This is a genomic window from Cohnella mopanensis, assembly GCF_022352055.1.
GTDB lineage: Bacteria > Bacillota > Bacilli > Paenibacillales > Paenibacillaceae > Cohnella > Cohnella mopanensis.
Map to the genome: position 1 here is coordinate 838,686 of NZ_JAKRWM010000001.1, position 24,940 is coordinate 863,625.

At 44.6% G+C, this 24,940-nt stretch carries 23 protein-coding genes; 2 read left to right on the forward strand and 21 right to left on the reverse strand.

All coding sequences use genetic code 11. The features are described from left to right. Positions 1-70 precede the first annotated feature (70 nt). A complete protein-coding gene (locus L3D05_RS03895; protein WP_369417943.1) occupies positions 71-967 on the forward strand; it encodes a LysR substrate-binding domain-containing protein in 897 nt (298 codons plus the stop codon). Between the two features lie 45 nt (positions 968-1,012). Here the strand turns inward: L3D05_RS03895 and L3D05_RS03900 are convergent, their stop codons facing one another. After that, positions 1,013-1,741 carry a vWA domain-containing protein gene (locus L3D05_RS03900; protein ID WP_239614660.1) on the reverse strand — a complete coding sequence of 243 codons (729 nt, stop codon included), beginning with the start codon at positions 1,739-1,741 and terminating at the stop codon, positions 1,013-1,015. A 57-nt stretch (positions 1,742-1,798) separates the two neighbouring features. On the opposite strand from L3D05_RS03900, the gene L3D05_RS03905 reads away from it, so the two are divergent. Further along, complete coding sequence (locus tag L3D05_RS03905) at positions 1,799-2,080, forward strand: hypothetical protein (RefSeq protein ID WP_239614661.1); 282 nt, start codon at positions 1,799-1,801, stop codon at positions 2,078-2,080. A 5-nt stretch (positions 2,081-2,085) separates the two neighbouring features. On the opposite strand, the gene L3D05_RS03910 is transcribed toward L3D05_RS03905, so the two are convergent. The 20 genes from L3D05_RS03910 to L3D05_RS04005 all read right to left on the reverse strand — a co-directional run bounded on the left by L3D05_RS03910 (position 2,086) and on the right by L3D05_RS04005 (position 24,780). Continuing rightward, positions 2,086-3,222 carry an AAA family ATPase gene (locus L3D05_RS03910; RefSeq protein ID WP_239614662.1) on the reverse strand — a complete coding sequence of 379 codons (1,137 nt, stop codon included), beginning with the start codon at positions 3,220-3,222 and terminating at the stop codon, positions 2,086-2,088. A 36-nt stretch (positions 3,223-3,258) separates the two neighbouring features. Continuing rightward, complete coding sequence (locus L3D05_RS03915) at positions 3,259-3,738, reverse strand: DUF6530 family protein (protein ID WP_239614663.1); 480 nt, start codon at positions 3,736-3,738, stop codon at positions 3,259-3,261. 196 nt (positions 3,739-3,934) lie between these two features. After that, entirely contained in the window at positions 3,935-4,282 is a 348-nt protein-coding gene (locus L3D05_RS03920; protein ID WP_239614664.1) for a VOC family protein, read from the reverse strand. A 42-nt stretch (positions 4,283-4,324) separates the two neighbouring features. Beyond that, positions 4,325-4,786 carry a hypothetical protein gene (locus L3D05_RS03925; RefSeq protein WP_239614665.1) on the reverse strand — a complete coding sequence of 154 codons (462 nt, stop codon included), beginning with the start codon at positions 4,784-4,786 and terminating at the stop codon, positions 4,325-4,327. Positions 4,787-4,871: 85 nt separating this feature from the next. Next, the gene (locus tag L3D05_RS03930; protein WP_239614666.1) at positions 4,872-5,243 is read right to left on the reverse strand and encodes a MerR family transcriptional regulator; all 372 of its coding nucleotides are present in this window, start codon (positions 5,241-5,243) and stop codon (positions 4,872-4,874) included. A 104-nt stretch (positions 5,244-5,347) separates the two neighbouring features. Beyond that, complete coding sequence (locus tag L3D05_RS03935; RefSeq protein ID WP_239614667.1) at positions 5,348-8,377, reverse strand: efflux RND transporter permease subunit; 3,030 nt, start codon at positions 8,375-8,377, stop codon at positions 5,348-5,350. Positions 8,378-8,457: 80 nt separating this feature from the next. After that, positions 8,458-9,813: a HAMP domain-containing sensor histidine kinase gene (locus L3D05_RS03940; protein WP_239614668.1), complete on the reverse strand. Its 1,356-nt coding sequence runs from the start codon at positions 9,811-9,813 to the stop codon at positions 8,458-8,460. Then, positions 9,810-10,490, reverse strand: a complete 681-nt coding sequence (locus L3D05_RS03945; protein WP_239614670.1) for a response regulator transcription factor — start codon at positions 10,488-10,490, stop codon at positions 9,810-9,812. The genes L3D05_RS03940 and L3D05_RS03945 overlap by 4 nt, the downstream gene beginning before the upstream one ends. A gap of 136 nt (positions 10,491-10,626) precedes the next feature. Further along, positions 10,627-11,400, reverse strand: a complete 774-nt coding sequence (locus L3D05_RS03950) for an AraC family transcriptional regulator (protein ID WP_239614672.1) — start codon at positions 11,398-11,400, stop codon at positions 10,627-10,629. A gap of 25 nt (positions 11,401-11,425) precedes the next feature. Then, positions 11,426-12,001 (reverse strand): LysE family translocator, encoded by a 576-nt coding sequence (locus tag L3D05_RS03955; RefSeq protein ID WP_239614674.1) that lies wholly within the window; start codon positions 11,999-12,001, stop codon positions 11,426-11,428. A gap of 62 nt (positions 12,002-12,063) precedes the next feature. Beyond that, the gene (locus L3D05_RS03960; protein WP_239614675.1) at positions 12,064-13,212 is read right to left on the reverse strand and encodes a glycerate kinase family protein; all 1,149 of its coding nucleotides are present in this window, start codon (positions 13,210-13,212) and stop codon (positions 12,064-12,066) included. A 125-nt stretch (positions 13,213-13,337) separates the two neighbouring features. After that, positions 13,338-14,435, reverse strand: a complete 1,098-nt coding sequence (locus L3D05_RS03965) for a CdaR family transcriptional regulator (protein WP_239614676.1) — start codon at positions 14,433-14,435, stop codon at positions 13,338-13,340. A 99-nt stretch (positions 14,436-14,534) separates the two neighbouring features. Further along, the gene (locus L3D05_RS03970) at positions 14,535-15,392 is read right to left on the reverse strand and encodes an AEC family transporter (RefSeq protein WP_239614678.1); all 858 of its coding nucleotides are present in this window, start codon (positions 15,390-15,392) and stop codon (positions 14,535-14,537) included. A 59-nt stretch (positions 15,393-15,451) separates the two neighbouring features. Further along, on the reverse strand, positions 15,452-17,140 hold the full coding sequence (locus L3D05_RS03975; protein WP_239614757.1) for a glycoside hydrolase family 13 protein: 1,689 nt from the start codon (positions 17,138-17,140) through the stop codon (positions 15,452-15,454). 49 nt (positions 17,141-17,189) lie between these two features. Beyond that, a complete protein-coding gene (locus L3D05_RS03980) occupies positions 17,190-18,020 on the reverse strand; it encodes a carbohydrate ABC transporter permease (RefSeq protein WP_239614679.1) in 831 nt (276 codons plus the stop codon). After that, entirely contained in the window at positions 18,020-18,898 is an 879-nt protein-coding gene (locus L3D05_RS03985; protein ID WP_239614680.1) for a carbohydrate ABC transporter permease, read from the reverse strand. Before L3D05_RS03985 ends, L3D05_RS03980 begins: the two co-directional genes overlap by 1 nt. A gap of 122 nt (positions 18,899-19,020) precedes the next feature. After that, complete coding sequence (locus L3D05_RS03990; protein ID WP_239614681.1) at positions 19,021-20,304, reverse strand: ABC transporter substrate-binding protein; 1,284 nt, start codon at positions 20,302-20,304, stop codon at positions 19,021-19,023. 86 nt (positions 20,305-20,390) lie between these two features. After that, the gene (locus tag L3D05_RS03995; RefSeq protein WP_239614682.1) at positions 20,391-21,968 is read right to left on the reverse strand and encodes a response regulator; all 1,578 of its coding nucleotides are present in this window, start codon (positions 21,966-21,968) and stop codon (positions 20,391-20,393) included. Further along, positions 21,946-23,742 carry a sensor histidine kinase gene (locus L3D05_RS04000; RefSeq protein ID WP_239614683.1) on the reverse strand — a complete coding sequence of 599 codons (1,797 nt, stop codon included), beginning with the start codon at positions 23,740-23,742 and terminating at the stop codon, positions 21,946-21,948. The genes L3D05_RS03995 and L3D05_RS04000 overlap by 23 nt, the downstream gene beginning before the upstream one ends. A gap of 144 nt (positions 23,743-23,886) precedes the next feature. Next, entirely contained in the window at positions 23,887-24,780 is an 894-nt protein-coding gene (locus tag L3D05_RS04005) for an AraC family transcriptional regulator (RefSeq protein ID WP_239614684.1), read from the reverse strand. Positions 24,781-24,940: the final 160 nt, after the last annotated feature.

Below are 24,940 nucleotides of genomic sequence, written 5' to 3' on the forward strand. Positions count from 1 at the left end.
AATCTTCATAATAAATCCACTGGATCTTGCTCCTAGTAGAATCGGACACTTTTATTGTAACTTCTCAGAAATATCAAGTAAAAAGAATCTATATGATAGAGCGGCCAAAAAATTGGAATACGTTCAATCGAGTATAAGCATCCGTATTCAGCAGTTCGAAAGCGAACTAAAAACAGTGCTATTTCATCGTGGGCGGCATGGGATTCGGCTCTCAACATCCGGAGAAATACTTAAGTCCTATGCTGAGAAAATTGTCTTTCTTACTCACGAGGCTGAACGAGTCGTAGCAGATAACACGATTCCAAGGGGGCCTCTTCGGATCGGATCGCTTGAAACCACGGCTGCGATTCGGCTACCATCTATACTCACCGATTACCATAAATCATATCCAGAGGTCGATTTGACATTAAAAACTGGAACGACGGAAGAGCTCATCAATTTAGTGATGAAGTACGAATTGGATGGAGCTTTTGTAGCCGCGCCAGTTGAGCACGCAGAACTCGAGATTATAGAAATTGGGGTTGAGGAACTTATGCTCGTATCGGGAGGACAATTCTCCCCAATCGATCGGCCGGAAAAATTGCAAAATCTCACTATATTAGTGTTTCGTGTTGGTTGTTCTTATCGTCGAAAACTCGAGGAATGGTTGCAATTGAAAGGAATTATTCCTGCTAAGATCATGGAATTTGGAACATTAGAGGGGATCCTTGGATGTATTCACGCTGGTCTCGGGGTCTCCCTTCTACCTCGTTCGGTGGTTGAGAGAGCCATGGTTCAATATCACTTGCGATCTCAAGAAATCTCGGATAAGTTCCGTATAACACCGACTCTCTTCATACGTCGCAAAGATACTTATAGAACTGCAGCTATGTCCGAATTCATTCAGGTATCCAATCAGAGATTCAGCCTTATTGAACCAGGAATTGATCCCATAAAAAGAAAAAGCCGCGATTTACGCGACTTGTAATGGGACATTGTTCTGGGCTTCCGACAAGCGACAAGAACTTACCTTCTATAGATATCGCGCGATTATCCTCACTAACTTTGCCGGCAACTCTTTTAAATCGGTTATATCGAGAAATCTTTCTCTCCCGTAGATGCCGTTGATTACGTCCTTATCATGACCGATCGCCGCGGCTAAAAATGAAATCCCTTTGCGTTCATACTCGGCAATCGTTCGTTGTACGTCATCATACGCAAAGCTGCCTGTGTAATCCGGCATAGCTTTGGGCTGGCCATCGCTTAAACTGATTAACAGTTTTGTTTTCTGCGATGCGTTCAACAGTCGTTCCGCAATGATTCTTAACGCCATACCGTCACGATTGTTGCTTCTTGCGCGAATGTTCATTAATCTATAACGATCTCTGTCGTCCGGCTTATCGAAATCGGCGTACGCATAAATAGACATTTGTTCCAGTTTGGATTTATCTGCGGTGTCTCCATAGATCATTATTGGGATTTTACAAATTTCACAAAACTCATACACCGATATAATGGCGCTTTTGGCTGCATCCAATCTACCGAATGCCGACATCGATGCCGATTCGTCAATTCGCAATCCGACCGCTAACGAAGGAAGTTCCGTCGGCGGACGTTTCTTGGCAAAAGTTCTGTAATCGCGCTGTGCCAGGCTGTCCGCTTGAAATTTACTGCCATAAAACTGATTCCTCGCATATTCGGAACTTTGTTCGTGTTCCAGCAATGGAAGAGTTTTCTTGGCGATCTCCCTAACAACGGACATTAGCCCTTTACTAAGCTTTTCGTATTCTTGCCTGCTCTCCGGTTGAACATCCGGACGATGAACGATCAGCTTGATGTCCTTATGAATCGACTCGGCAGAAACCGCCCTTGCCTCACGATTAAGTTTCTTGCGAAAATCTCGTTCCTGCTGTTTGGCTTCTTCCGTCAGGGATTCCGGCTCGATTTCATGATAGATCGGAGCCCCGTTATCCCCGGAATCCGGGCTGCTTCTCGTCTCATCGGAATCTTGGGAACCGTCGGAAGTGCTTGGATCGCTTTCGGCGGCTTTCTTGAAGGCGATCGCATCTTCGTTCGGATCATCGTCGACCTCATGGTTTGATTTGTCTATGTTTCCCCATGTCCGGATCTCAAAGGCTTCCGATGTTCGTTTTTTTTTTCGTTCTCGAGTTCGTTCATGCGATCCGGCAACCCTTGTCTCGCGAGCGCGTCCTCCAGAATTTTGATTTCCTCTGTATCCGTCGTGATCTTATAAATGACCTTATGATAAAGAGATTCTCTGACAGATGCGCCTACTGCAACGGCATCCGCCCAATAGAAATAGGAACGCATTCCGGCTACGCCTTTAATCGCGTTCGCTCGGGCCGTTTGATCCAAAATAATGATGGAATCTGCTAGAACTTCCAGTGCCTTCTCATCGGTATATCCGGTTTTGGCGAATGCGCGCGCGATCATGATCTCTTTAGACGGCAGATCCATTTTTTCCGTATGCTGAACTCTGTCCCTTAATGCTTCGTTTAAAGGTCGAGTTCCCGCATAACTGCGGTTCGTCGTAATGACGGCGATAAAATCCTCATGTCTGTGCACGATTTCGGTCGGTAGATTAATGCTGCCATCCAGCTCCAAAGCAGAATTTAATGCCATTAATACTGCGGCGTCCCGGATCACGGTCGGTTCTTGAATCTCTAGGAGATATCCCTTTCGGTAAGCTCTGACGATCTCCGATGGATAGAATCGATATTCTACCCCATCGCCATCGCTATTCTCTGCGGCAAGCTTCAGAATCTGTTTCATCTTCAAGGATGCTTGTTCCTGAGTTACACCCAAGACATCCATCAAAATCTCGGTCATGCTCCGGAATCCGTCGTTCTCATACAATGCCTTCATAACCTCAAGATCCACGGACTTGATCTGTTCTAATCGATCAGATGGGATCACCGGCAATATCGCTCCGATAATATCGGTTTTATCCATGTCCGCAAAACAAGTCACTTTCGTATACGGTAAACCGAAATCGGCCGAGAGAGCCTTTGCGAGTTGCGTTTTCCCTGAGCCGGCATCGCCCTCCAATAAAATATTAGCGATCTTCATCTCTCCGCGATGCCAGTTCCGCTTCACTTCGTTGTAAATCCGCTTTTCTTCCTCGCTGTCTTTGTGCGAGGTTGGCTTCTTCCAGATAAGCGCATTTTCCGCATCCGTCAACTGTCTGGCGGGCGATAATACATAACTTGCATGTTCGTACACATAGATCCTCCTTGCTCTAGCGGTTGACCTTCCTCTTTAGTAACCCATTTCCTTTAATATTCTGGACAACGTACGCAGTCTTTCCCCGATCATCTCGCCATCGTCGCTTAACGCTTGATTAAACAGCTTAATGTCTTCGTTAATGCGTTCGTTGTCCGTACACACTTCGACGGTCATAGCATCCCCTTGGAGACCGATCCTGTCGATGACCGGCTTCTCAGGATCATATAAATTCTCGTACCGATAAGCGTCTTGAAAATGTTCAATGGTCCTGCAGATCAGAATTGATAAATCCAGAACGCGATGAAGCGGCAACTCTTCCGATTGTCTAGACCATTTTTCCCCCGTGTATCTCCATACTTTGGCTGATATATCGAGCTTCCCTCTGTCGTTCCATTGGGCGAGTCCTAAAGAAATCCCTTTAGCGTCCGTATTTCGTGCGATGCGTCCGTCGATTTGCTCGTAGTTTTCAGACACGATGACGGGCTTATGTTTCAATGTGGTCGGTATTTTCATGATTATCCCTCGTTTTCATTTACTAATTTACTAATTTACAAAATTACTAATTTACTAAGCGTGAAAATAATTTTATACGGTTCCCCACGATTAGTCAATCCATCGATTGCCCAACCCCTTATATCCGCACAAGTAAAAGAAGCCACTCGCATGAATCGCGAATGACTTAGCTCAATAGCAAATGAATTACAACACGTTATTTCTCCCAAAGCTCGATCAGTCGACCTTCAGGATCTTCAATCCAAATAAACTTTCCAAATTCACTAATCTCTATGTTCTTTGCAAGAGGTACACCGATATGTTCAAGATGCTTAATAGTCTCGTCTAGATTATGCACTTGGAAATTTAACATCACTTGTTGTTCGGTTGGAAAATAACTGTCATTCTCGGCAAAGAAAGAAAAGATAGTCTCATTTCCTAATTGGGGTTTTATCACAGTCCCATTCCAATTTTCTATTTCAATCTTCAACACTTCACTGTACCATTTCTTTATAACTTCAAGATTTTTAGTTCTCCAGAATATTCCTCCAAAACCTTTTATCATCGTCTCTAACTCCTGTCTGTCATCAAATTTTTAGCTATCCGATTACATGGTATCTTTAGGCCACCGTTCTTGTAAAGGCATTGACTCCCCCCCTATCTCTTTTTTCTTCATTCTTATACCCAGTATGATAAAAGCGACATAGATTAGGATGGCAATCGAATCGATTAACGAATCCGTAAGTGCCGAAACATCATAACATGCCGTTACGCCGAGAATGACCATCAGACGAACGAGCAGAAGCGACGCGATCGTCCATGCAGCAGACCGGATCTTCGATCGCTCGCTATGAAATGACAGGATAATGAATACAATGCCGAAGACCAGATTCTCTGCGGTGATAATGTGCCAAACATACCTAAATATTATCCGTGTATCCATGGATATTTCATTCACTAAGAGCGTAGGCAGTACAGCGGATTGCCCGTTCCAGGCGTGCGTAACGGCAAACAGTATCGCAAGAACGCCTGCAATCAGATAATAATAATTTTTAATTTTGATGCCCATCACAATCCTCCTCAGTTAATTCAGGTTCCTTCTTGTGAAGCTCCCTGTAAATCTCCCGAACGAACACTGCCAGCCGCTGGTCACTTTAATGATTAAGGTCCCTTAGCGTTTCAACTGCTACGTCGAGCAACTGACTGACCTTTTCAAGATGGGCGATTTTCTTGCGCGTTTCCGCTTTTTTGGCATCAAGGAAATCGGCGACCTCCTCGCAATAAGCAGGATCTACACTCTGCATTCTGTGGAACTGAAACTTCCCCTTGATTTCTTCTAGAGTAAAGTCCGCATACTGCATGATTTGAATATTCATCAGATCGACGAGGTCGTCCCTAGAATACCTACGGTAAGAATTGTGTTCCCGGGACGGCGATACGATTCCAATACGGTCATAGTACCGAAGCGTATCCTTCGAAATACCAAGTATCCGTGAAACCTCTTTTATAGAATATTGTTTTTCCATACATTCACAATATCATTAGAGTAAACTCCAATGTCAATTCGATTTTTACTATTGCAAAGAAAAAGAGGCCGTTATAGGCCTCTTTTTCACCATTTGGTAGTCAATTAGAACGTTTCGATCTCCTTCGGCTTACGCTTTCGCCAAGCCAGGCTGTAAATGACAGGCACTACGACTAGCGTCAAGATGGTTGAGGTGAACAGCCCCCCGATAACCGTAATAGCGAGTCCTCCTGACACCACGCTCGTAGACGACGAGTTAGACAGCGCAACAGGCATCAGAGCCAACATCGTTGCGAACGCAGTCATTAGAATCGGCCGCAAGCGAGTTGTGGAAGCTTCAACAATCGCTTCATTAATTGGCATGCCAGACAGACGATTCTTCTCAACGCGGTCAAGTAATACGACCGCATTCGTAACGACGATGCCGACAAGCATTAGCATCCCAATCATTGCACTGATCGATAAGGCTTGCCCCGTAATGAGCAATGCTCCCAATGACCCTACAGGAATAAAGAAAAGCGAAGACAAGATAATCAATGGAGTGACGATGCCGCCAAATGTCACACTCATTACGAGGAAGACGAGGCCAATGGCAACAATCATCGCGATAATCAGACTTGTAAAGCCGGCGCTAATGGACTCCAGCCCTCCGCCGAAGCTTACCTCGACACCACTAGGCAATGTCAAGCTCTTCACTTCGTCTTTAACTTGCTTTGAAACGGATTGAACCGAATTGTCATCCTTAATCGTTCCACTGACTTTAGCATACATTCGACCATCATCATGGTTGACTTGAATCCATGCGTTCTCTTCCGAAACAACCGCGAGTTCGCTAAGCTTTTTGAGCCCGCTTTCCGTAGGAACCTGAATGCTCTCTAACTCTGTCAAGGAGGATATCGATTGCTGATAGGTCAGCGTAATTTCTCGATTCTCATTGTCTATAGTGTAGTCTCCGACACTTAGCGGACGTAATTGTTCGCCAACCAATTGAGTGATATACGAAGGGCTGACTTTTAGGTCAATTCCCTGCTGGTTGAGCGTAATGACCCATTTTGGCGTTACTTCATTCATATTGTTACTAATGTTGCTTAGTTCGTTATTTTGTTTCATTACATCTTCAATTTGTTTAGCTGCTTGGGAAAGCTGGTCAGGATCGTTAGAATACAGGCTTACAGCAACGTCGTTACCAGATGATGTGCTTATTGCAGCTGTTTTAACCTCAACCGTTGTCCCAGGTACTACTGCTGTCACAATAGCAGGAAGTTCGTTGTTCATCTGATCAATGATGGGATCAATGTCCGTTCCATTCTCAAAATGAACAGATGCCTTTGCTTTATTATTGTTTAGTCCAGCGCTACGCATGCTACCTTGAGAACCGCCAATTGATATTTCATAACTCTGAGCCCCAGGTAGGTCTTTCATATAACTTTCAACTTTGCTTCCGACATTATCGGTTTCATCTAATGAACGGTTTGCCGGCAAGGTAATTGCAACTGTTGCCGATGGGACGGTTTCAGATGGAAGAAACGATAATCCAAGGAGTGGCACCAAACATACTGATCCAATTAAAAGAAGTACTGACACAACAAGAACCAATGCTTTACGCCTAAGAGCTCCACGGATCGTCTTCTCAAAGAAGGTGATCATTCGACCGCCTTCCTTATGAGGCTTCACCTTGGTAAAGAACTTGGCACCCAAGATTGGAATAAGCATCGCTGCCACAAACAATGATGTAAGAATAGAGATTACAACTGCGAGAGCGAATGGACGGAATATCTCGCCAATTATACCTCCGACAAAAAGCAGAGGTCCAAATACAACGACCATAGCAATTGTAGAAGAAGCAACCGCGCTCATTACTTCTTTGGTCGCCATATAGGCTAATTTCTTACCCTGCGCTTCCTCTCCCTTCTGCTGTTTCCAGCGATAAATGTTCTCGATTACAACAATACTGTCATCGACGATTCTCCCTACTGATACTGCAATTCCGCCTAGAGTCATGATGTTAAGCGTATAGCCCATTTGATCCATTAAAGCAATTGTGGCGAAGATCGAAATGGGTAATGAAACGATCGATATCAACGTTGCTCTGATGTTGCGCAAAAAGATAAAAATGATGATCATGCAAAACAATGTGCCGAAAAGCCCTTCCTTAATCAATCCATTAACCGACTCTTTCGTATTCTCTCCTTGGTCGGAAACAACATGAACGTTAATTTTACCGCTATTTTCAAAATCCTTCAGAACCGACTTTACTTCATCAGCAACGCTAGCGGTGTTCGCATCTTGATTTTTTCCGACTCCCAATAAGAAACTGGGTTCTCCGTTATACCGGGTTTTCTCGTTTTGCGTCTCAATTGCCTTAATGTCAGCTATATCCGACAAAACAACCTTGCCACCCGATCCAAGCTTCAAGTTCGCAAGCTGAGTCATCGAGGTGATTTTCCCTGCCAACTTAACCGGAATTGTTGTTTGGTCCACGGACGCCGATCCAAGCGGCATCGAGTAATCGAGCGATTGCAAAGTATTACGAATATCACTCAAAGTTACCCCATTCTCAGCGGCTTTATTTTTATCCACGAGAATTTCCAATTTTTCGGTTGTCGTTCCCTTTAGATCAACGGAGCTTACTCCAGTTATCTTTTGAAGCTTGGGTACGACATCGTTTAGTAACTTCTCCTCCAATTCCTTCGTGTCAAGTTTATCGGAGAAGAGAGCCGCCTCATAAATGGCCTGTCCACTAAGCGACAATCGTTGTACGGAATATCTGGCACCTACCGGAAGATTGATTTTACTTACGGCCGCTTCAACATTACTGGTCATCTTGTCCATATTTGAACCGAAAGGGAATTGAACGACAATACTTGCTGCATTATCAGATGAAGTACTGGAAAGCGAATCGTAATTTTTAAGTCCCTTCAGGCTACCTTCGATCGGAGTTGTAACGTTCGTTTCCATCTCTTCTGTAGAAGCACCTGGTTGTGTGACCGATACGAATACCGTCGGAAACTCCATTGTTGGGAGAGTCTCTTGCTGAATCTGCTTGGCTGAGTAAACACCATATCCCAACACGAGCATGCATAGTATGATGACTGCCGTGCTGTTTTTCAAGCTAATCTTCGTTAACCAATTCAAAGTAAATCGCTCCTCTCTGCTCTTTCTAGAGCATAATAACGAGCGAATTTGTACGGACTGTGTATTGGGCAGTATTTTTCTTATAAAACCGGAAATATAATTGTAATCATTGTCCCTTTTAACTGGCCGTTACGGCTCGTTACCCCAATTTCCCCATCATGCAACTCCACAATTCGTTTTACAATCGATAGTCCGATTCCACTGCCACCTTCAGATCGATCTCGAGACTTGTCAATCTTATAAAATGGCTTGAAGATGTGCTCCATTTCTTCTTCAGATATGCCCGAACCGCTATCGGTAATAGAAACTCTAACATCCATAGAGCTTTGATCTGCTGTTATTCGGATGAGACCGCCCTCGGGTGTAAACTTAATCGCATTGCCCAGAAGGTTAGTCCATAATTGATATAATTTATCTTCGTCAGCATGAATTGTAATTTCATTAGCGTCAAATTCGATTTCTTGATTTTTGGCATTCCATTGAGGTTCAGAAGCAACTATGACTTGACGCAATTGATGATCCAATCGAAATACGGTGATACTAAGTTTCAAGTGTTCTTGTTCAAGCGAGGATAATTGAAGTAGATTGGAGCTTAACCTTGATAAGCGATCTGCCTCCTCTTCGATGATTGCCAACATTTCCAGTTTGGTCGCTTCATCCATTTTTTTATATCTAATGGCTTGCGTAAAACCCTTAATGGACGTTAAAGGCGATTGAATTTCGTGTGAGACGTCAGAAACAAATTGTTTCCGATTCGCCTCCAATGTCCCGAGTTCATGTGCCATAAGGTTAAAGCTATTCGCTAGTTGCCCGATCTCATCTTTGCTTTTAATTCTAACTTGAATGTCGAAAATGCCTTTGGCCATTTGACGAGTCGCTTTAGTGAGCAATTGGAGAGGTCGAACAAGATAGCGTGCTGCAAGAAGGATTATCAGACTTCCAATTAATAAAACCAAAATAAGCGTTGTCCTAATAATGGAAGCAAAAGGAATATCCTCAATTTCAGGAGCGATAAATAGAGCGTACCGATTACCGTCAACTTCAAAGGGGAGACCAGCGAGCAATGGGTGTTTATGCTCTCCAATATGTTGATATACGCCACCGTTCAAAACTTTTTGTAACACTTCAGACCCGATATGGAGCCTGGATACTTCGTCCGGGTCGACATGATGAAGAAGATTACCGTCCTGATCGAACATGAGAATAGAATATGTAGGTAATGCCGTTACTCCCTCCATCAAAGTGCTTCGATTTTCAGCAGCTGATGCTGTGTAAGACTGTATTATTTTTTTACCACCGTCAATGAGATTTTGCAGAACTACATTTTGAACTTTATCCGCATAAAATCGACTTACGAGCAAAGAAGTTAAGAGGAGGCTTACGAACACAGCAGCAATAAAAACAAGAATAACTCGTACATAGAGTGATTTGATCACCGATAAACCTCCAGTCGATAACCTAGACCTCTTAAGGTTATAATTTTGAAATCTTCCTCATATGCACCGAATCGATCCCTAAGCCGTTTGACGTGCGTATCAACCGCTCTTTCATCCCCTTCGTAATCATGTCCCCAAATCTCTTGAATTAATTCATCTCGAGTATGTAGCTTACCAGGATAACTTGCGAGTGCTGCCAATAATTCGAATTCTTTTAGTGGAATTGATTCACTGCATCCCGTATCCTTGTAACGGACCTGGTAACTCAACTTATCGAGCGAGATGCCCCCTAAATTAATGACTTCAGAAGCAGAAATTTTGTAGCGTTTTAGAAGGGCTTTTACCCGCAAGACCAACTCCATTGGCTCGAATGGTTTGATCAGATAATCATCTGTTCCTAGTTGGAAACCTTTAATACGATCCATCGGTTCGCTTCTTGCCGACATCATAAGAATAGGTTTGTCTCCAGCTTCCCTTACCCGTCGACAGAACTCCCAACCGTCCATTTGCGGCATCATAAGGTCTAAAACGATAAGATCTATCGGATGATTGTTAACATAGGTCCAAGCCTCTGCACCATTCGCTTTTTCAATCACTTCTAAGCCCTCATCTTCCAGATAAAAACGAACCAATTTACGAATATGCTGGTCGTCGTCAACCACCATTACGATTGTCATGTTGTCTCTCCTGTCTTATTCAACAAATTACTGGAATTATAGTACCCCATTTTGTACGCAGTGTGTATGAGTTAGGACGTTTAAATGTTCCTGGATATAAAAACAAACCGCGATCTACGCGGTTTGCCCAAGCAAATTATATATGGGACATATATTCAAACGCCGTTGTTCCATATACGCTTTTAAAATGTTTGTTTAGATGGGTTAAATCCACAAAACCACATTCAGCTACTGCTGAATAAATATCTTTATTTTTTTCGATTAACTGCTTTGCACGTTCGATTTTGCAGTTAAGAAAGTATTGGTAGGGTGAAATTCCAGTATTGGCCTTGAAAAATCGGATAAACTGAAATTTCGATAAATGAAGCTCTTTACTGATCTCGTCAAGATTATGTACATGTTCAAAGTTGGCATGAAGCATTTCCTTAGCTTTTCTAATTAGAGCGTTATCTTTCTTGTCGTCTATAGAAAGATTGGTTTGAATAAGGCTATCCGTGAGGGATAAGAGCAATTCATTGCACAGCGCCTCGTCTTTATCGCTTAGAATGGCATGAGAAAGACTTAAAATTCTTTGTTCAAGCCCATTATCATACACAATAGGATTTGAAAAACGTACGATATCCTTTTTCTCGATAACCTCTAAAAGCAGTTGTGGCTCAATATATAGCATGACATAATCAAGGCCTGACTTATCATGCGCCATTCCGTCATGGGCCTGTTCTGGATTAAAAAGCATAACTCCATTAGGATAGGATAATTGTAGACTGCCATCCAAGTTATAATGCTGAATGCCTCGTAATGTTACGCCTATTGCATACTCCTTGTGAGAGTGCTTCTTATACGTAAAATCAGTCATACTTGCGGACAACGCAGTAATACCTGCCTTTTTTTTATAGATAAATTTGTTCATTCCATTCACCTCTTAATAAGCTGACCTATGTCCATATCATGATTGCAGCATAAATTAAAGCTAAGGCCATTATTACATTAACAGTCTTATTATGCTTTTGTAAAAACTCCTTGAAGATTGAACCGAATAGAACCCACGTAGTAAAAGCTGAAAATCCAATCAGAGTTATCGCTATAATGCTTAACGTCACAGCACAGATCGCGTTATAGTAGGGCATAATAAAACTTGGAATTACAGTCATTGCAAAGAGTAATACCTTTGGATTTAAAAACTGCATAAGGAAACCCGACATAAAAGTAGCAGTCTGGTTTACATTAGGGTTTGATTTATCCATTTTGTAAATTCGATAAGCGAGATAGAACATATAAATACTCCCGATTATCTGCATCACAATTAATATTTTCGGTATGAACGTTATAAGTATCGTATTCAACATAGCAGAAATAACAAGTAATAAAGCAAAACCAGTCGTTGCTCCATACGTATATTTCATTGTCTTTTTTGCCCCATAATTTTGCACGGTGGACAATATGACGATATTAGTGGGTCCCGGTGTAAATGTAGCAATCATACAGTAAATAAAAAAAGATGTAATATCCATGAGAATGCTCCCTTCAAGCTCTTCTCATAGCCTACATCTTATAATGAAATGCCTATAGTATATTATTGCATATTTTTCGCAGTGCGGATCAATCTGAACAATTGCTTCACCGTGCGTCTTAGATTTGACCTTACTTCTTCAGGTTCCATTGCCTGTTCGAGCGTCATGGGGCCGCTTACTACAGGGAAATAGGAGGTAACGCCCCGTTCATTCAGCAATGAAGCCTCCTTCGTAACTCCTCCGGCAAGGGCAATTACCGGAACTCCCTTCTTGCGCGCAAGCTGAGAAATTCCATATGGCGCTTTCCCCATTGACGTTTGCCCGTCCAACCTGCCTTCTCCCGTAATGACCAGATCTGCCTCAGACAACTTCTCTTCGACGCGGGCATATTCCAGAACAATCTCAATGCCCGGTTTAAGGTCCCCCTGCAAAAAGCCTACAAAAGCCGCTCCCAGCCCCCCCGCGGCTCCCGCTCCTGGAATGCGATGAATCGGTTTGCCGAGCGTCCGATGTACGACTTCGGCAAACCTAATCATGCCTATGTCCAAAGTCTTTATCATTTCGGGGTCAGCTCCCTTTTGAGCCGCAAAAACGTAGGCTGCTCCATCCGGTCCATATAGCGGATTATGGACATCGCAAGCAATTTTGAAAGTACATTGCTCAAGATTCAGGCAAACATTCGTATTCTCGATACGGTGAACGCGAAGTAAAGCCTCACCGCCTTGACCTACGTCATTTCCATCTTCGTCAATAAATCGGTAACCGAGGGCTTGAAGCATTCCGATCCCAACATCGTTCGTTGCGCTACCACCAAGCCCAATAATAAATTCCCTGCAGCCTTGTCCGTACGCATCAATAATGAGTTCGCCTACCCCTAATGTCGTGGTGCGGAGCGGATTTCTCTGTGCAAGGTTAACAAGCGGCAGTCCGCATGCGGAAGCCACTTCAATAACCGCCGTTTTACCGTCCCCCAAAATACCGTAGGTTGCTTGAACAGGTTGCCCAAGCGGTCCCGTAACCTGAAGATTTCTTAGCTGCCCTCCAGTTGCCAATACAAGTGCTTCAACCGTTCCTTCCCCGCCGTCGGCGAGCGGAATGGTGACCACATTTGCGTCCGGGTAAACGTCTTGAATGCTCAAAGCTATTTCCTTGCCCGCTTCCAATGACGAGATACTTCCTTTAAACGAATCGATAGCTATGATAACCTTCATTATATTTCCCCCTTCGGAATTTAAGCTGATAGCTCCATTATAAGAAAATGGAATCGAAAAGGGGAATATGCCTCGTACCAAATCTAGAACTTGATTTTTAGTTCAGGTACCAATGTCACCCCTTTTCAACAATGACTATCCTGGATCAAGAGAGCAGCATATAAGCTAACGGAATCGATGAATTGTCTAGGATCAAGCCCTGTTTTTTCCTTGATTTTATCCAACCGGTATTGGATGGTATTCTTGTGTACATACAAAGCGGAGGCAGTATCCTTAAGCGACAGTTGATGTTGAAAATAAGTTTTGAGGAACATCTTTTCCTCCTCAGTGAGCTCCTCCAACATCCTGGTTGCGAAATCTTGTTTTACCCCTTTATCGATCGAGGACAGAAGCATTCCTAACTCGAACGAAGTATATTCACATATCCCTTTCCCTTCTGAGATCGCGTGTTGTAAAGCTAGGTGTGCGTTTCGGTAAGACAGCGCCAAATCTCTCCATGCGGCTATACTACCAATTCCCACCGCGATCTTATTCAAACGGACCGTGTCATTTGCTTTTATTTTCTCGACGATGGTACTATATCGTGATTGTTCGAGAATCGCCACGTATTGATTTGGAAGCAGATAAGTATACAGCCTAATGTTCCATTGTCTTATCATATCTTGCATGGAATAAGTATAGACGGAACGGTTTTGCTCTTGACCCCTATCCTCGAGAACAATGACAAATGCTTTTTCCTTGGGATCTAGACCGAGCTTCTGTAGGGCATACAACCAATCGCGTCCACTATCCACCATTTCTCCAAATACCAGCATCCGTGTTACAGCCGAGCAAAGCTCTTCAAGCGATTGGGCTTCAAGACTCAACATCTGTTCCCTAATCAGAACTTCAGTAATTTTCGTAAGAAGAAACCCTAACGAACGGCAGTCCTCCGGGTCCCCCGAAATGCCAATAACCCCGATCCTCCGACCGTCGATAATAACCGGATAATTGATGCCCAGTCGTGAACCAATATAAGCTTCTGATGATGTTACTTCAATCGATTGACCTTCCCCATACACCTGCCAGCCAGCTTGATGAAATGTGCCTACACGCTGCTTGTCGGTACTTGCAATCATTAATCCTTCCGGATTCATGAAGTTTACGTCATGGTGAATCACTTCTTTGGCAGCTTCAACAATGGCCTGAGCTAGTGTTTCGCTTATCCGAAACAAAGGTTGCATATTTTGGCCTCCTGGCGAATGATTGATATACACTGTTGGGTGGAAAAAAAGGGGAAACCCCAAATCCGGTTTCCCCTCCTGTCTTCCTTACCTATTCTGTTACATCTGCATGATCATAAGAAGAACCGTCATCACCACGAGGCTAACCAAGATAGAGAGCGAGCCGGTGAGACTGGATAACGCAGGGTCTCCCTTGCATTTTTCCGTAAACACCGGAGATAGATTCGAGATCGGCGAGAACGAGACAAGGACAAGTGCCTGCCGAATTTCCTGAGAGAACGGCATAAGGAAATAGAACACCGCCGCAAAAGCCCCCGCGCAGAGAAACCTAACGGATAACGTGAGAGCAACCTGCTTTACGTACTTGCGTTCGAATTTAATTTCGAACATCATTCCGATCATCAGCATGGACAGAAAGCCATTCGCAGCGCCGATCGTGGAAGAAACCGAAACGACCTCTGACGGCATGCCCACATGCAGCATTGCAAATAGGAGCATCAGCATGTAGGTGACAAACGGTACGGAGGAAAACAGCTTTCTCAGCATTCCCATAACGCTGCTTTTTTCCCCTGAGCTTAATACGTTCGAAGTCACCACATACGAACCGCTTGTGCACATGATTGCGTTGCCCGCATCGAACAAGCTAGTGACCACAATACCGGAAGGGCCGAGAAAACTTTGAACATAAGGCATGGTGAAGGAACCGATGCTGTACCCCGGCCAATTCAGCATATAAAACGCCCTAGTGCTATTATCTTCTCTCCGAGAGGCCCAGTACCCAAGCAGCAGCATAAGCACGTTACATCCTAGGCCCAGCAGCACGATGAATAACAGCGTAGCCTGCATGTCATGAGCTGCAAAACTGGTTACAACAGCGGCGGGAAGTGTAACGTTCAGTACGATTTTGGAAATGAGCTTATAATCCGTCGGCGCGACTAATCCAATTCGCTTTAACATAAAGCCAAGAATAATGATAAAAATATACGCACTAGCCTTTACCAGAACCGGAATCAAACCTAAACCAGACGATAGACTCGCGCTTCATATGGGCGTAGCGTAATAGTCGCAATCTCTTCTTTCGTATCCACCGTGTAGTTGCTAATAAGTAGCTCTTTGCTCGAAAACGGAATATGCCGTGGGAGCTCAAACACAGGCAACTGATCCGAAAAATTGCAAATGACGACCAATTGCTCCTCTCCTAACGTTCTGGTGAAAGCATAAATCTGTTCATTCTCATCCATTAAAATATCATACGTACCATATACGATTATTCCATGCTCCTTACGGAGCTGAATTAATTTCCTATAGTAATGATAGATTGAATCCGGGTCTTTCCTATCCCGCTCTACGTTGATTTCCTTGTGATTCTCATGAACCCCAATCCAAGGAGTACCCTCCGTAAATCCGGCATTGTGGCCATCCGTCCATTGTACAGGAGTGCGGCCATTGTCCCGGCTTCGCTGGTAGATGCTCTCCATCATCTCCGGATGGCTTAACTGCTCGCCTCCGACAAAATCGCGATACGCATTTACCGTCTGAATGTCCCGGTAATCCGATAGATTGTCGAATCGGACATTGGTCATGCCGATTTCTTCTCCTTGATAGATGTAAGGAGTGCCTTGCAGCATGTGCAGGCAAGTGGCCAGCATTTTCGCAGAAATCGTGCGATATTCAGGACTATCATTACCAAAGCGAGATACCGCTCGCGGCTGATCGTGATTGCTCCAATAAAGACTGTTCCAGCCGTCTTCCCTAAGTCCGTACTGCCAGCGACTCAGAATGGTTTTCAGCTCCGTCAGCTTCCATGGCTCAGGCGACCACTTACCTAGCTTCCCGTCCCCGAGGAAAACATGCTCGAAGTGAAACACCATGTTCAATTCGTTCCGATTCGCTCCCGTATACAGCTTGGCCTGCTCCACATTAACGCCTAACGTTTCGCCAACCGTGATAATATCGTATTTGGACAGCACCTCACGGTTCATTTCCTGCAAGTAATCATGGATTTTGGGGCCGTCGCAGTAGAGAGGAACGCCGTCGCCATACTTAAAGCCTTCTCTTACTTTGCCATCAGGCAGCCCTTCTGTTTTGGAAAGCATATTGATAACATCCATACGGAAGCCGTCAACGCCCTTATCAAGCCAGAAGGTCATCAGATCATACACTTCCCCACGAAGCGCTGGATTTTCCCAATTTAAATCAGGCTGCTTCTTGGAGTATATGTGCAAATAATACTCGCCGGAATTCTCGTCGTACTCCCATGCCGAGCCGCCGAAGCGGGAGCCCCAATTGTTAGGCTCGCTGCCATCTTCCTTACCCGGATGCCACATATAGTAATCGCGATAGGCATTGTCTTTAGATTTCTTGGCCTCAATGAACCAAGGATGCTCGTCCGAAGAGTGGTTAACGACCAAGTCCAGCATGATTTTGATGCCTCTTAGGTGCGCTTCGTGAAGCAGTTCATCAAAATCCTGCATCGTGCCGAATTCATCCATAATATCTCTATAATCGCTAATATCGTAGCCGTTATCGTCGTTCGGCGATTTATTAATCGGACTCAGCCAGATCACATCAATGCCAAGTTCCCGAAGGTAGTCTAGCTTGAGGATGACACCTTGCAAATCTCCTACTCCGTCTCCATTACTGTCCATGAAGCTTCTTGGATATATCTGATACACAACCGCTTCTTTCCACCATTTTCGATCCATTTCCATCTGGCTCCTCTCCAAGCTGTTTTCTCTATTTCTCTCTATAGTCCTAGCCTTTTACCGCACCCGCCGTAATGCCTTGAATAATGTATCTTTGCATGAGCAGGAAAAATACAACAATCGGGATTACTGCCAGCGTCATCGCTGCTAAAGCTAAATGCCATTGATTCATATATTCTCCGAAATAAATGTAGGAAGCTAACGGGATCGTCTGAACCGCCTTCGAATTGAGTACGATGTAAGGCAGCAGGAAGTCATTCCAAATCCATAACGAATGCAGGATCGCGATCGTTACCGTAATCGGAGTAAGCAGCGGAAGCAGAATCCGGAAAAAAACACCGAACACACCGCTGCCGTCGATCGTTGCCGCTTCTTCCAGCTCGACGGGCACGCCTTTAATAAACCCGTGATACAGAAATAGCGCCAGCGGGATGCCGAATCCCCAATACATCGTAATAATACCGGGCAAGTTATTGATCATCATAAAGTCTTTAGCCACCATGAGCAGTGGGATCATCATCGTTTGAAAAGGAATAACCATCGCGGACAAAATACCTAGGAAAATAATATTGCTCATTTTGCCGGGACGACGAACGAGCTGATAGGCCGCAGCCGAGCTAAACAATAAAATGCCAAGCACACTGAGTACCGTAATAATAAGTGAGTTCGCGAACACGGTAGGAAACTTCATTTCCTGCCACACCGTCACAAAATTGCTTAACTGAAACCGCTCAGGTAACGAAGAAGCGGAGGTCAAGATTTCATCGTACCGTTTGAACGCATTAATAAACACGAGATAAAGCGGAACAAGGAACAGGAGCCCGAGCGCGATCATGAATAGCTCTAGAAGAAGCTTCCCGCTGCCATAACGGTCCTTCATTACATCTCAACCTCCTTTCGTTTCATAGCGAACACTTGAATGAGCGTAATGGCGCCCAAAACGATGAAAAATATGATGGCTTTCGTCGATGCCAGCGTATAATTGTTATTCGCAAAAGCATCTTGGTAAATATGCAGTGCCAATGATTCCGTCGATCCGAATGGTCCGCCCTTCGTTAAGGCCAGATTAAGATCGAACACCTTAAAGCCGCTCGTGATCGCTAGGAACAAGCAAATCGTAATCGCATTACGAACAAGCGGTAAAACAATATGCCACATTCTCTGCCAGCGGTTGACCCCGTCAATCTGCGCGGCCTCCAGTAATTCAGTGGAAATCCCTTGTAGCGCGGCAATATAGATGACCATGAAATAACCGGCGGAATACCATACATTAACGAGAATAAGCGCCCAGAATGCATAGCTTGGGTAGCTGAGCCAATTGACTCCGAAAATGTGCCAGCCCGTCCACTCCGCGATTTGCGGGAAAACCTGCGAGATGATAAATTGCCAGATGAAGCCGATAATCAATGTTCCAATAACATGGGGCATGAAATAGACCGTTCTGAGCACGTTTTTCGTTTTCAGCTTCATGTTCAAAACTATAGCTAAAGCAAAACCTATAAGATTAACCAATAACGTGCTAACAGCTACATATTTTAGCGTGAACCAGAAGGACTTCAAATACGCAGAATCGTGAAAGATCGTCGTATAGTTGCTCCATCCTACCCACTTGATGTCGGTGCTGATTCCATCCCAATCCTGGAACGAGAAGATGATCGCCCGGGCAAAGGGCAGCATAATAATTAATGCGAATAGCAGAACAGCCGGAGATACAAAAGTAAAATAAATAAGCAGCTTTTTCGTTTTCGTTTGCGTCATGATGAGCACCTCTTTTCCTGCTTTAACCTAATGCAGCCACTGCGACATTTCCGGAACTGTTCCGAATCGGCACAGTGGCTGCTTACCTTCCAATCGAGTGTTTAGAGAACGCTCGACTTCATTTACTTCTTCACAGCACCTGACCAAATTTTCTGAATATCATCTATCGCTTGCTCTTTTTTCAATTGCTCGCCAACATAAGCTTGCAGCGGCTTCACGAATTGAGTTTGGATTCCCGGAGCAGGCCATAAGAAGAACGCGAACGGAATGATTTGATCGTTTTTAACGTACTCGTTCATGTCAGCTGCGAGCGGTCCCAATTGATCCGTGGCTTGCATATCGGCAAAGGCAGGAACGAACTGGAACGAATCGACCAAATACTTCTGACCGTTCTTGTGAACCCAGTCCAGGAACTTCTTCGCTTCATCCACGTTCTTGGATTCCTTGTTAATCGCGTAATAATTAGGTACGCTGATCGGAATTTTCGTATCGCTTGCGTTATCGGTGAGCGGGATAGCGAACATCCCCATATTCACGTCCGGGTTTACCTTCAGAATCGGCTGCAGCGCCCATACGCCTTGCTGTATCATCGCAACCTTGCCCGTCGCGAAATTCGCGATTTCCGTATCATAGCTGACGCCGAGCGATTCCACGCCTGATCCGTACTTCACAGTCATATCAAGGACATCGAAAAATCCATTCATGAACGGGTTGTCTTTGATTTTCGCGGTGCCATCATTCAACTGCTTGGCATAACCCGCCGGGTCTGGCGCATATGCGAACGGAAGGTTTAGCAAATGCTGTCCAAGCGTCCACCATTCCTTGTAAGCCTCCGAGTAAGAAGTAATGCCTGCCGCCTTCAGCTTCTCGTTCGCTTGCTTTAGCTCTGTTAGCGTTGTTGGAACCTTATCGATTCCGGCTTTGGCGAACAAATCCTTGTTATAAACGAAACCGTATCCTTCGATGGAAATCGGAAAGCCATACTTCTTACCGTCGAAAGTCATTCCAGGAAGAGTTGTTGGCAGCGCCTGGCTCATCCAAGCTTCGTCAGTTAGATCTACAAGCCTGTCACGCCACAGCCCCATATCCGTGTACCCTTTTACGAAGAAAATGTCTGGCGCTTCCCCTGCTGCGAACAGCGTCTTGAGCCGCGTCTGCACATCGGGCGTAATTTCTGGTTCGATGGTGACGTTCGGATGCTCCGACTGGTAATCCGCCAGCATTTGCTTTGTTTTGTCGGCGATTTCCGGCTTTCCTTGCAGCAGCTTTAGCGTAATTTTCTTATCCGACGAGCCCTGATTTCCCGCCGTGCTGCTTGCTGAAGACTCCGAGTTCTCTTTGCCGCAACCGGCAAGCAAGCCGGCGCTTAAAGCGATAACGGTGACGCCTGATATCAACTTCTTCATTTCTAATCCCCCAATAATGTAAGGTGTGATGTGTACAGCTTTTATATTAGACGCTTACAATTGGGCTTGGCAGGGAATATCCTCGCCTAAATAGGGAATATATGCGTTTCTTGTCGAACCTTGCGAAAGTGAAGAGGCGACATTCCCGTTTGTTTTTTGAACACCTTACTGAAATAGTTTTCGTCGACATACCCCAATTGGTTGGCGATCTGGGATACCGCTGAATTCGTGTTGGACAGCAACGCTTTGGCTTTCTCGATCTTCAGCTCGGTCAAATACGAAATGATCGTCGTATTGTACGTTTCTTTAAATCTCTTCGAAATATATTGCGGGCTAAGGTGAAACTTCTCGGACAGGGTAGCAAACGAAATGTCTTCGTGAAAATAACGAGTCAGATAATCCCGAATCGTCTCGATTTCCTGACTGCCGTGGAACGCCGTATTCGTCGCCTCCAGCACTATCCAGAACTGCTGCAGCAGCATTTTTTCCCATTCCTCAAGATCGCTAATCCATAGAGCCAGATGAGGGGTTGGGGACATTCCCGAATGCTTGGCCGTTAATCTACTCAGAAGCAGATTGGCCTCCAAGGAACAAATCTGAAGCTCCTTTAACGTCAACTTCCCCTGTTGCCGCAAGCCTTCCGCATACTTCCCTATAATGTCTAGAACAAAACGCTTGTTTCTGGTTTCAATCGCCTTTTGCAGCAAAAATTGCTGGTTCATAAAGGGGGGAACTTCCTGAGGCGATGCTGTGGAAGCTTTCGATTTACCCGGCAGCACGTCACAGCCGAGCAGCTCTTGCTTCGCCTCCCCGACAGCCTGACCCAGACCGGCAAGATCGCATGCTCTAGCGCATTGTCCGATCAGCACCTCTAGCCCAAGGGTTTGTTTCCAGGCTCGTCTCACTCTCTCAAGTTGCATGGACAGGTCGATGCCCTTCCTACTGGCTGCTCCATCGCTAAGGATCATCAACCACTGATATTCATCTAGTCTGCATAGATAACCTGTACAATCTCCTATTGCATCCTGGGCAATATTGTCAACGGCAAAGAAAAACAGCTCCTCATCCATCTCGAAGCGGCTGCCCACTATGTCCATTCGCTTTCGTGGCAAAATTACGGAAATGCTCAAGGCTTGCTCCGGCAATCCGAGCTTATTGAAAATTCGTCTGACCGCGTCCGTCAGCAGACTCTCCCCTCTGACAAAGGAGGCCAGCTTTTTCTCATCCAGCAGGGCGTCCGCCTTCCGAATGAGATGGCCGCGCTCCGTTTCGGATTGCTTAATGCTCTCCAGATCGTTCCAAGCGTTAACAGCCTTCTGTAGTGCCTCTTCAAGCTCTTTCCTGTGAAAAGGCTTTAGAATATAGTCCACTCCATTAGCCTTGATAGTAGCCCTTGTATATTCAAAATCGCTGTACCCGCTAATGACGATAACCTGCGTATTGGAATGAATCTCCCTGATTTGTTGCAGCAGTTCAATTCCGTTCATCATCGGCATTTTCATATCGCAAAAAACAACGGCCGGTTTATGAACCTTAATCAGCTCTAACGCTTCAATGCCGTTCTCCGCCATGAATATATCTGTAATTCCGAACTTTTCCGTTGAGATCGACAGCTCGATTCCTTCTCTTACATGTTGCTCATCATCCACGATCAATATTTTCATCTGGGGCTGCCTCCTCAAGGGGAATAATCAATTGAATTTCTGTTTTTTCATAGGCTGCGCTGCTCAAATTCCATTCGAATGAATCGCCATACCGAATCCATAGCCGCTGTAGAACGTTCATCAGACCGATGCCGCCGCCTTCCCAATCCTGAACATGGTGAATGGCATACCTCTTTTTCAAGAGCTCGATCGTATTCTGCTCGAGACCTTTGCCATTGTCTACAATGCGGATCATGAGTCCGGAATTCAGCGTAATCTCCACATGAATGAACCCCGCTCCCGTCCCATTCTCGATGCCGTGAATGATGCAGTTCTCAACCAAAGGCTGAAGGATCATCTTGGGTACGGTTACATTTTCCGCTTCAGGCTCGCATGAAATTCGGTAGGAAAGCTTGTTTTTGAAGCGGTTTTCCTGAAGGGATAAATAGTGCTCGATATGCTCAATTTCCTTCTTAAGGGTGACAAATTCGGTTTTCATATCCATGCTGTATCGCAAAATAAATCCGAGCTCTGATATTCTGTCGTTAATCTCATCTGCTCGATAACGGAGCGCAAGCGTAGATATAGATTGCAACGTGTTGTACAAAAAGTGAGGGTTGATCTGCGCTTGTAGCATCTTCAGCCGGGCCGTGGATACTTCAAGCTTCTGCTGGTATTCCTTAATAATCATTTCTTTCAGATTGTGCACCATCATTTCAAAGCGTTGCTCGAGAATTCCGATTTCGTCCTCCCGGGCATTGAATTTGACGCCGTCAAAAATACCGATTCCTACGCGAGATATATTCTGAACTAGCCGCTTAATCGGGGCAGTAATGGAGAAGGACAGGATAAATGCAAATATAACGATGCAAGCCAAAGCCACAATTTGAATAGCGATCGTCTGATTCAGTGTTTTCTTCGCCACCTGGTTGAACGCAACGGATGGAATAAACTTGATGCTCATGATCGGCACATCTAAGTAGTGATCACGAACGTAGATATACACGCCTTTCTTGCCGTTCAGCTTGCCGAAGCTGTAGCCTTTAGCCTGCTGGGGATCAGGAGCGATCTGATCAACCGAATCCAAACTCGTCAATTCCTTGTCCGACGTATACAGCATCTGATTGCTGGGAGCGACAAACAAAAACATCGTTTCATTCGTTGCATCGAAGAGCTGTCTGTTTAGCCTCGTAATTTCGTCCAATGATACATAGATCGATAACAAGCCAATTTTCGTCGAGTTCGGATAATCGATTAGCTTCTTGTGAAAAGCGAGAAAACGCTCGCCGCTCAACTGCTTCACCTCATAATCCGGCACACTGCTCCACTTGTCCTCGTCAGCGGGCGGAAGAACCGTTTGCGAGAAAGCGTAGCCCATTAAATTGTTGAGCTGATAGTGCTGTCCAGAGCCTCCAGCGTAAAAGTTAACCATTTTGATTTCCGGACGCCTACTGTAAACGTCATTTAGTTTTCGTTGCACATACATGTTGCGCTCATAGCTGCTCATATTTTTCCACACGTACATGGCTAGGTCTTGATCCGCATACCAGGACACAGATAACTGGTTAAGCTCCTGCAAATATTTTTTCATATTGTCCATGCCGATCGTCATCGTGTTCTGGTTCAGTTCAATGGAATGCTCCTGAAGCGTACGATAATTGGATCTGTAGGATATCACGTTCGACAAAATAAACGGAATGGTGGTCATAATAAGCATCCAGACGAGCAATCTGGCAAACAAGCTTCTCTTGTATATGCGATTCATTTCATCGTCTCTCCCCTCTGCGCTGCCCATGGAAGTAGTCCACCCTTTTCGGCAATACCTAATATATTAGCCGCTTCCCCCCTTGTCCGTCTATTTGATAAATAAAACATCTTAGTTCAATTCAAAGAGGCAAGCCTATTTGGCTTGCCTCATCCATTACTGACTGAATTTCGTTTATGCTTTTAGTCGTTTAATATCTTTTCTAGGCGGAAAGCCAAACATCCGGGAATATTCACGGCTGAATTGAGTGCTACTTTCATAACCTACTCGATACGCAACCTCTGTAGCATCTGTAGACTCGGTTAATAGTAAGCGCCGGGCTTCCTGAAGTCTCATTTGTTTTTGGTACTGAATTGGACTCATGGCCGTTACTTCTTTAAAGTGCCGATGAAACGATGAAACACTCATATTCGCTATTTCTGCAAGTTCCTCGATTCGAAATGAACGATCGTAATTCATTATGATATGTTCAATAACATCTCTGATTTGGTGGATTGTGCTCTCTTCCAATACAATACCTTTTAAAATATTCCCATTCTTACCCTGCAGTACCCTATAAAGAATTTCTTCCGTATATAGTGGAGCAAGTACAGGAATATCGTTAGGATTATCTATCAAACGGGCTAACCTGATGACCGCATCCAATAAAGACGATTCAATATGACTAACAAACATAGCTCGTTTAGGATTTTCTTTCGGAAAATCTCGAAGTTCAAAGTCATTTAGAACCGCTAAGATTTGACTAGGTGAAATCTCAAGCCTGAGACCCAAATAGGGAACATCGGGAGTGGCTTCAGTGACTTGAGTATTAACCGGTAAGTGAACGGATGCTACAAGGTAATCTGCAGGACTGTATTTAAAGCGATCCCGTGCTAGCCAAACCTCCTTCGCCCCTTGCACAACCATACAAAAAGAGGGCTTGTATACTCCGTGGTTAGACTCTGTCGTATTAGACAGACGCATGAAATAGAGGGATGGAATAGCGGTTTTGTGGACACCGTCACCTTCCGAAGCACGTTCAATGATTTTAATGAGCTCCTGCTGCTTAGTAATATCTATATCAGACATTTGATCCTCCCCGTTCCGTCAACTGAATAGTTCAATTATAGATCATATTGATTTGTTAAATAAATCGTAGTGAGAGGATTAGGCAAACATTTGAGACGAATGGGATAACGATCAAATTGTCATCCGGTGCATACTAAGATGTGAACAGGCTTGCTGTTAT

Bases quoted from the DNA above. Each gene is read 5' to 3' on its own strand.
- L3D05_RS03900 (WP_239614660.1), bottom strand. From the start codon at position 1,741: ATGTCCGTTGTTAGGGAGATCGCCAAGAAAACTCTTCCATTGCTGGAA.
- L3D05_RS03905 (WP_239614661.1), top strand. From the start codon at position 1,799: ATGAACGATCAGCTTGATGTCCTTATGAATCGACTCGGCAGAAACCGC.
- L3D05_RS03915 (WP_239614663.1), bottom strand. From the start codon at position 3,738: ATGAAAATACCGACCACATTGAAACATAAGCCCGTCATCGTGTCTGAA.
- L3D05_RS03920 (WP_239614664.1), bottom strand. From the start codon at position 4,282: ATGATAAAAGGTTTTGGAGGAATATTCTGGAGAACTAAAAATCTTGAA.
- L3D05_RS03925 (WP_239614665.1), bottom strand. From the start codon at position 4,786: ATGGGCATCAAAATTAAAAATTATTATTATCTGATTGCAGGCGTTCTT.
- L3D05_RS03930 (WP_239614666.1), bottom strand. From the start codon at position 5,243: ATGGAAAAACAATATTCTATAAAAGAGGTTTCACGGATACTTGGTATT.
- L3D05_RS03945 (WP_239614670.1), bottom strand. From the start codon at position 10,490: ATGACAATCGTAATGGTGGTTGACGACGACCAGCATATTCGTAAATTG.
- L3D05_RS03950 (WP_239614672.1), bottom strand. From the start codon at position 11,400: ATGAACAAATTTATCTATAAAAAAAAGGCAGGTATTACTGCGTTGTCC.
- L3D05_RS03955 (WP_239614674.1), bottom strand. From the start codon at position 12,001: ATGGATATTACATCTTTTTTTATTTACTGTATGATTGCTACATTTACA.
- L3D05_RS03960 (WP_239614675.1), bottom strand. From the start codon at position 13,212: ATGAAGGTTATCATAGCTATCGATTCGTTTAAAGGAAGTATCTCGTCA.
- L3D05_RS03965 (WP_239614676.1), bottom strand. From the start codon at position 14,435: ATGCAACCTTTGTTTCGGATAAGCGAAACACTAGCTCAGGCCATTGTT.
- L3D05_RS03970 (WP_239614678.1), bottom strand. From the start codon at position 15,392: ATGTTAAAGCGAATTGGATTAGTCGCGCCGACGGATTATAAGCTCATT.
- L3D05_RS03975 (WP_239614757.1), bottom strand. From the start codon at position 17,140: ATGGATCGAAAATGGTGGAAAGAAGCGGTTGTGTATCAGATATATCCA.
- L3D05_RS03980 (WP_239614679.1), bottom strand. From the start codon at position 18,020: ATGAAGGACCGTTATGGCAGCGGGAAGCTTCTTCTAGAGCTATTCATG.
- L3D05_RS03985 (WP_239614680.1), bottom strand. From the start codon at position 18,898: ATGACGCAAACGAAAACGAAAAAGCTGCTTATTTATTTTACTTTTGTA.
- L3D05_RS03990 (WP_239614681.1), bottom strand. From the start codon at position 20,304: ATGAAGAAGTTGATATCAGGCGTCACCGTTATCGCTTTAAGCGCCGGC.
- L3D05_RS03995 (WP_239614682.1), bottom strand. From the start codon at position 21,968: ATGAAAATATTGATCGTGGATGATGAGCAACATGTAAGAGAAGGAATC.
- L3D05_RS04000 (WP_239614683.1), bottom strand. From the start codon at position 23,742: ATGGGCAGCGCAGAGGGGAGAGACGATGAAATGAATCGCATATACAAG.
- L3D05_RS04005 (WP_239614684.1), bottom strand. From the start codon at position 24,780: ATGTCTGATATAGATATTACTAAGCAGCAGGAGCTCATTAAAATCATT.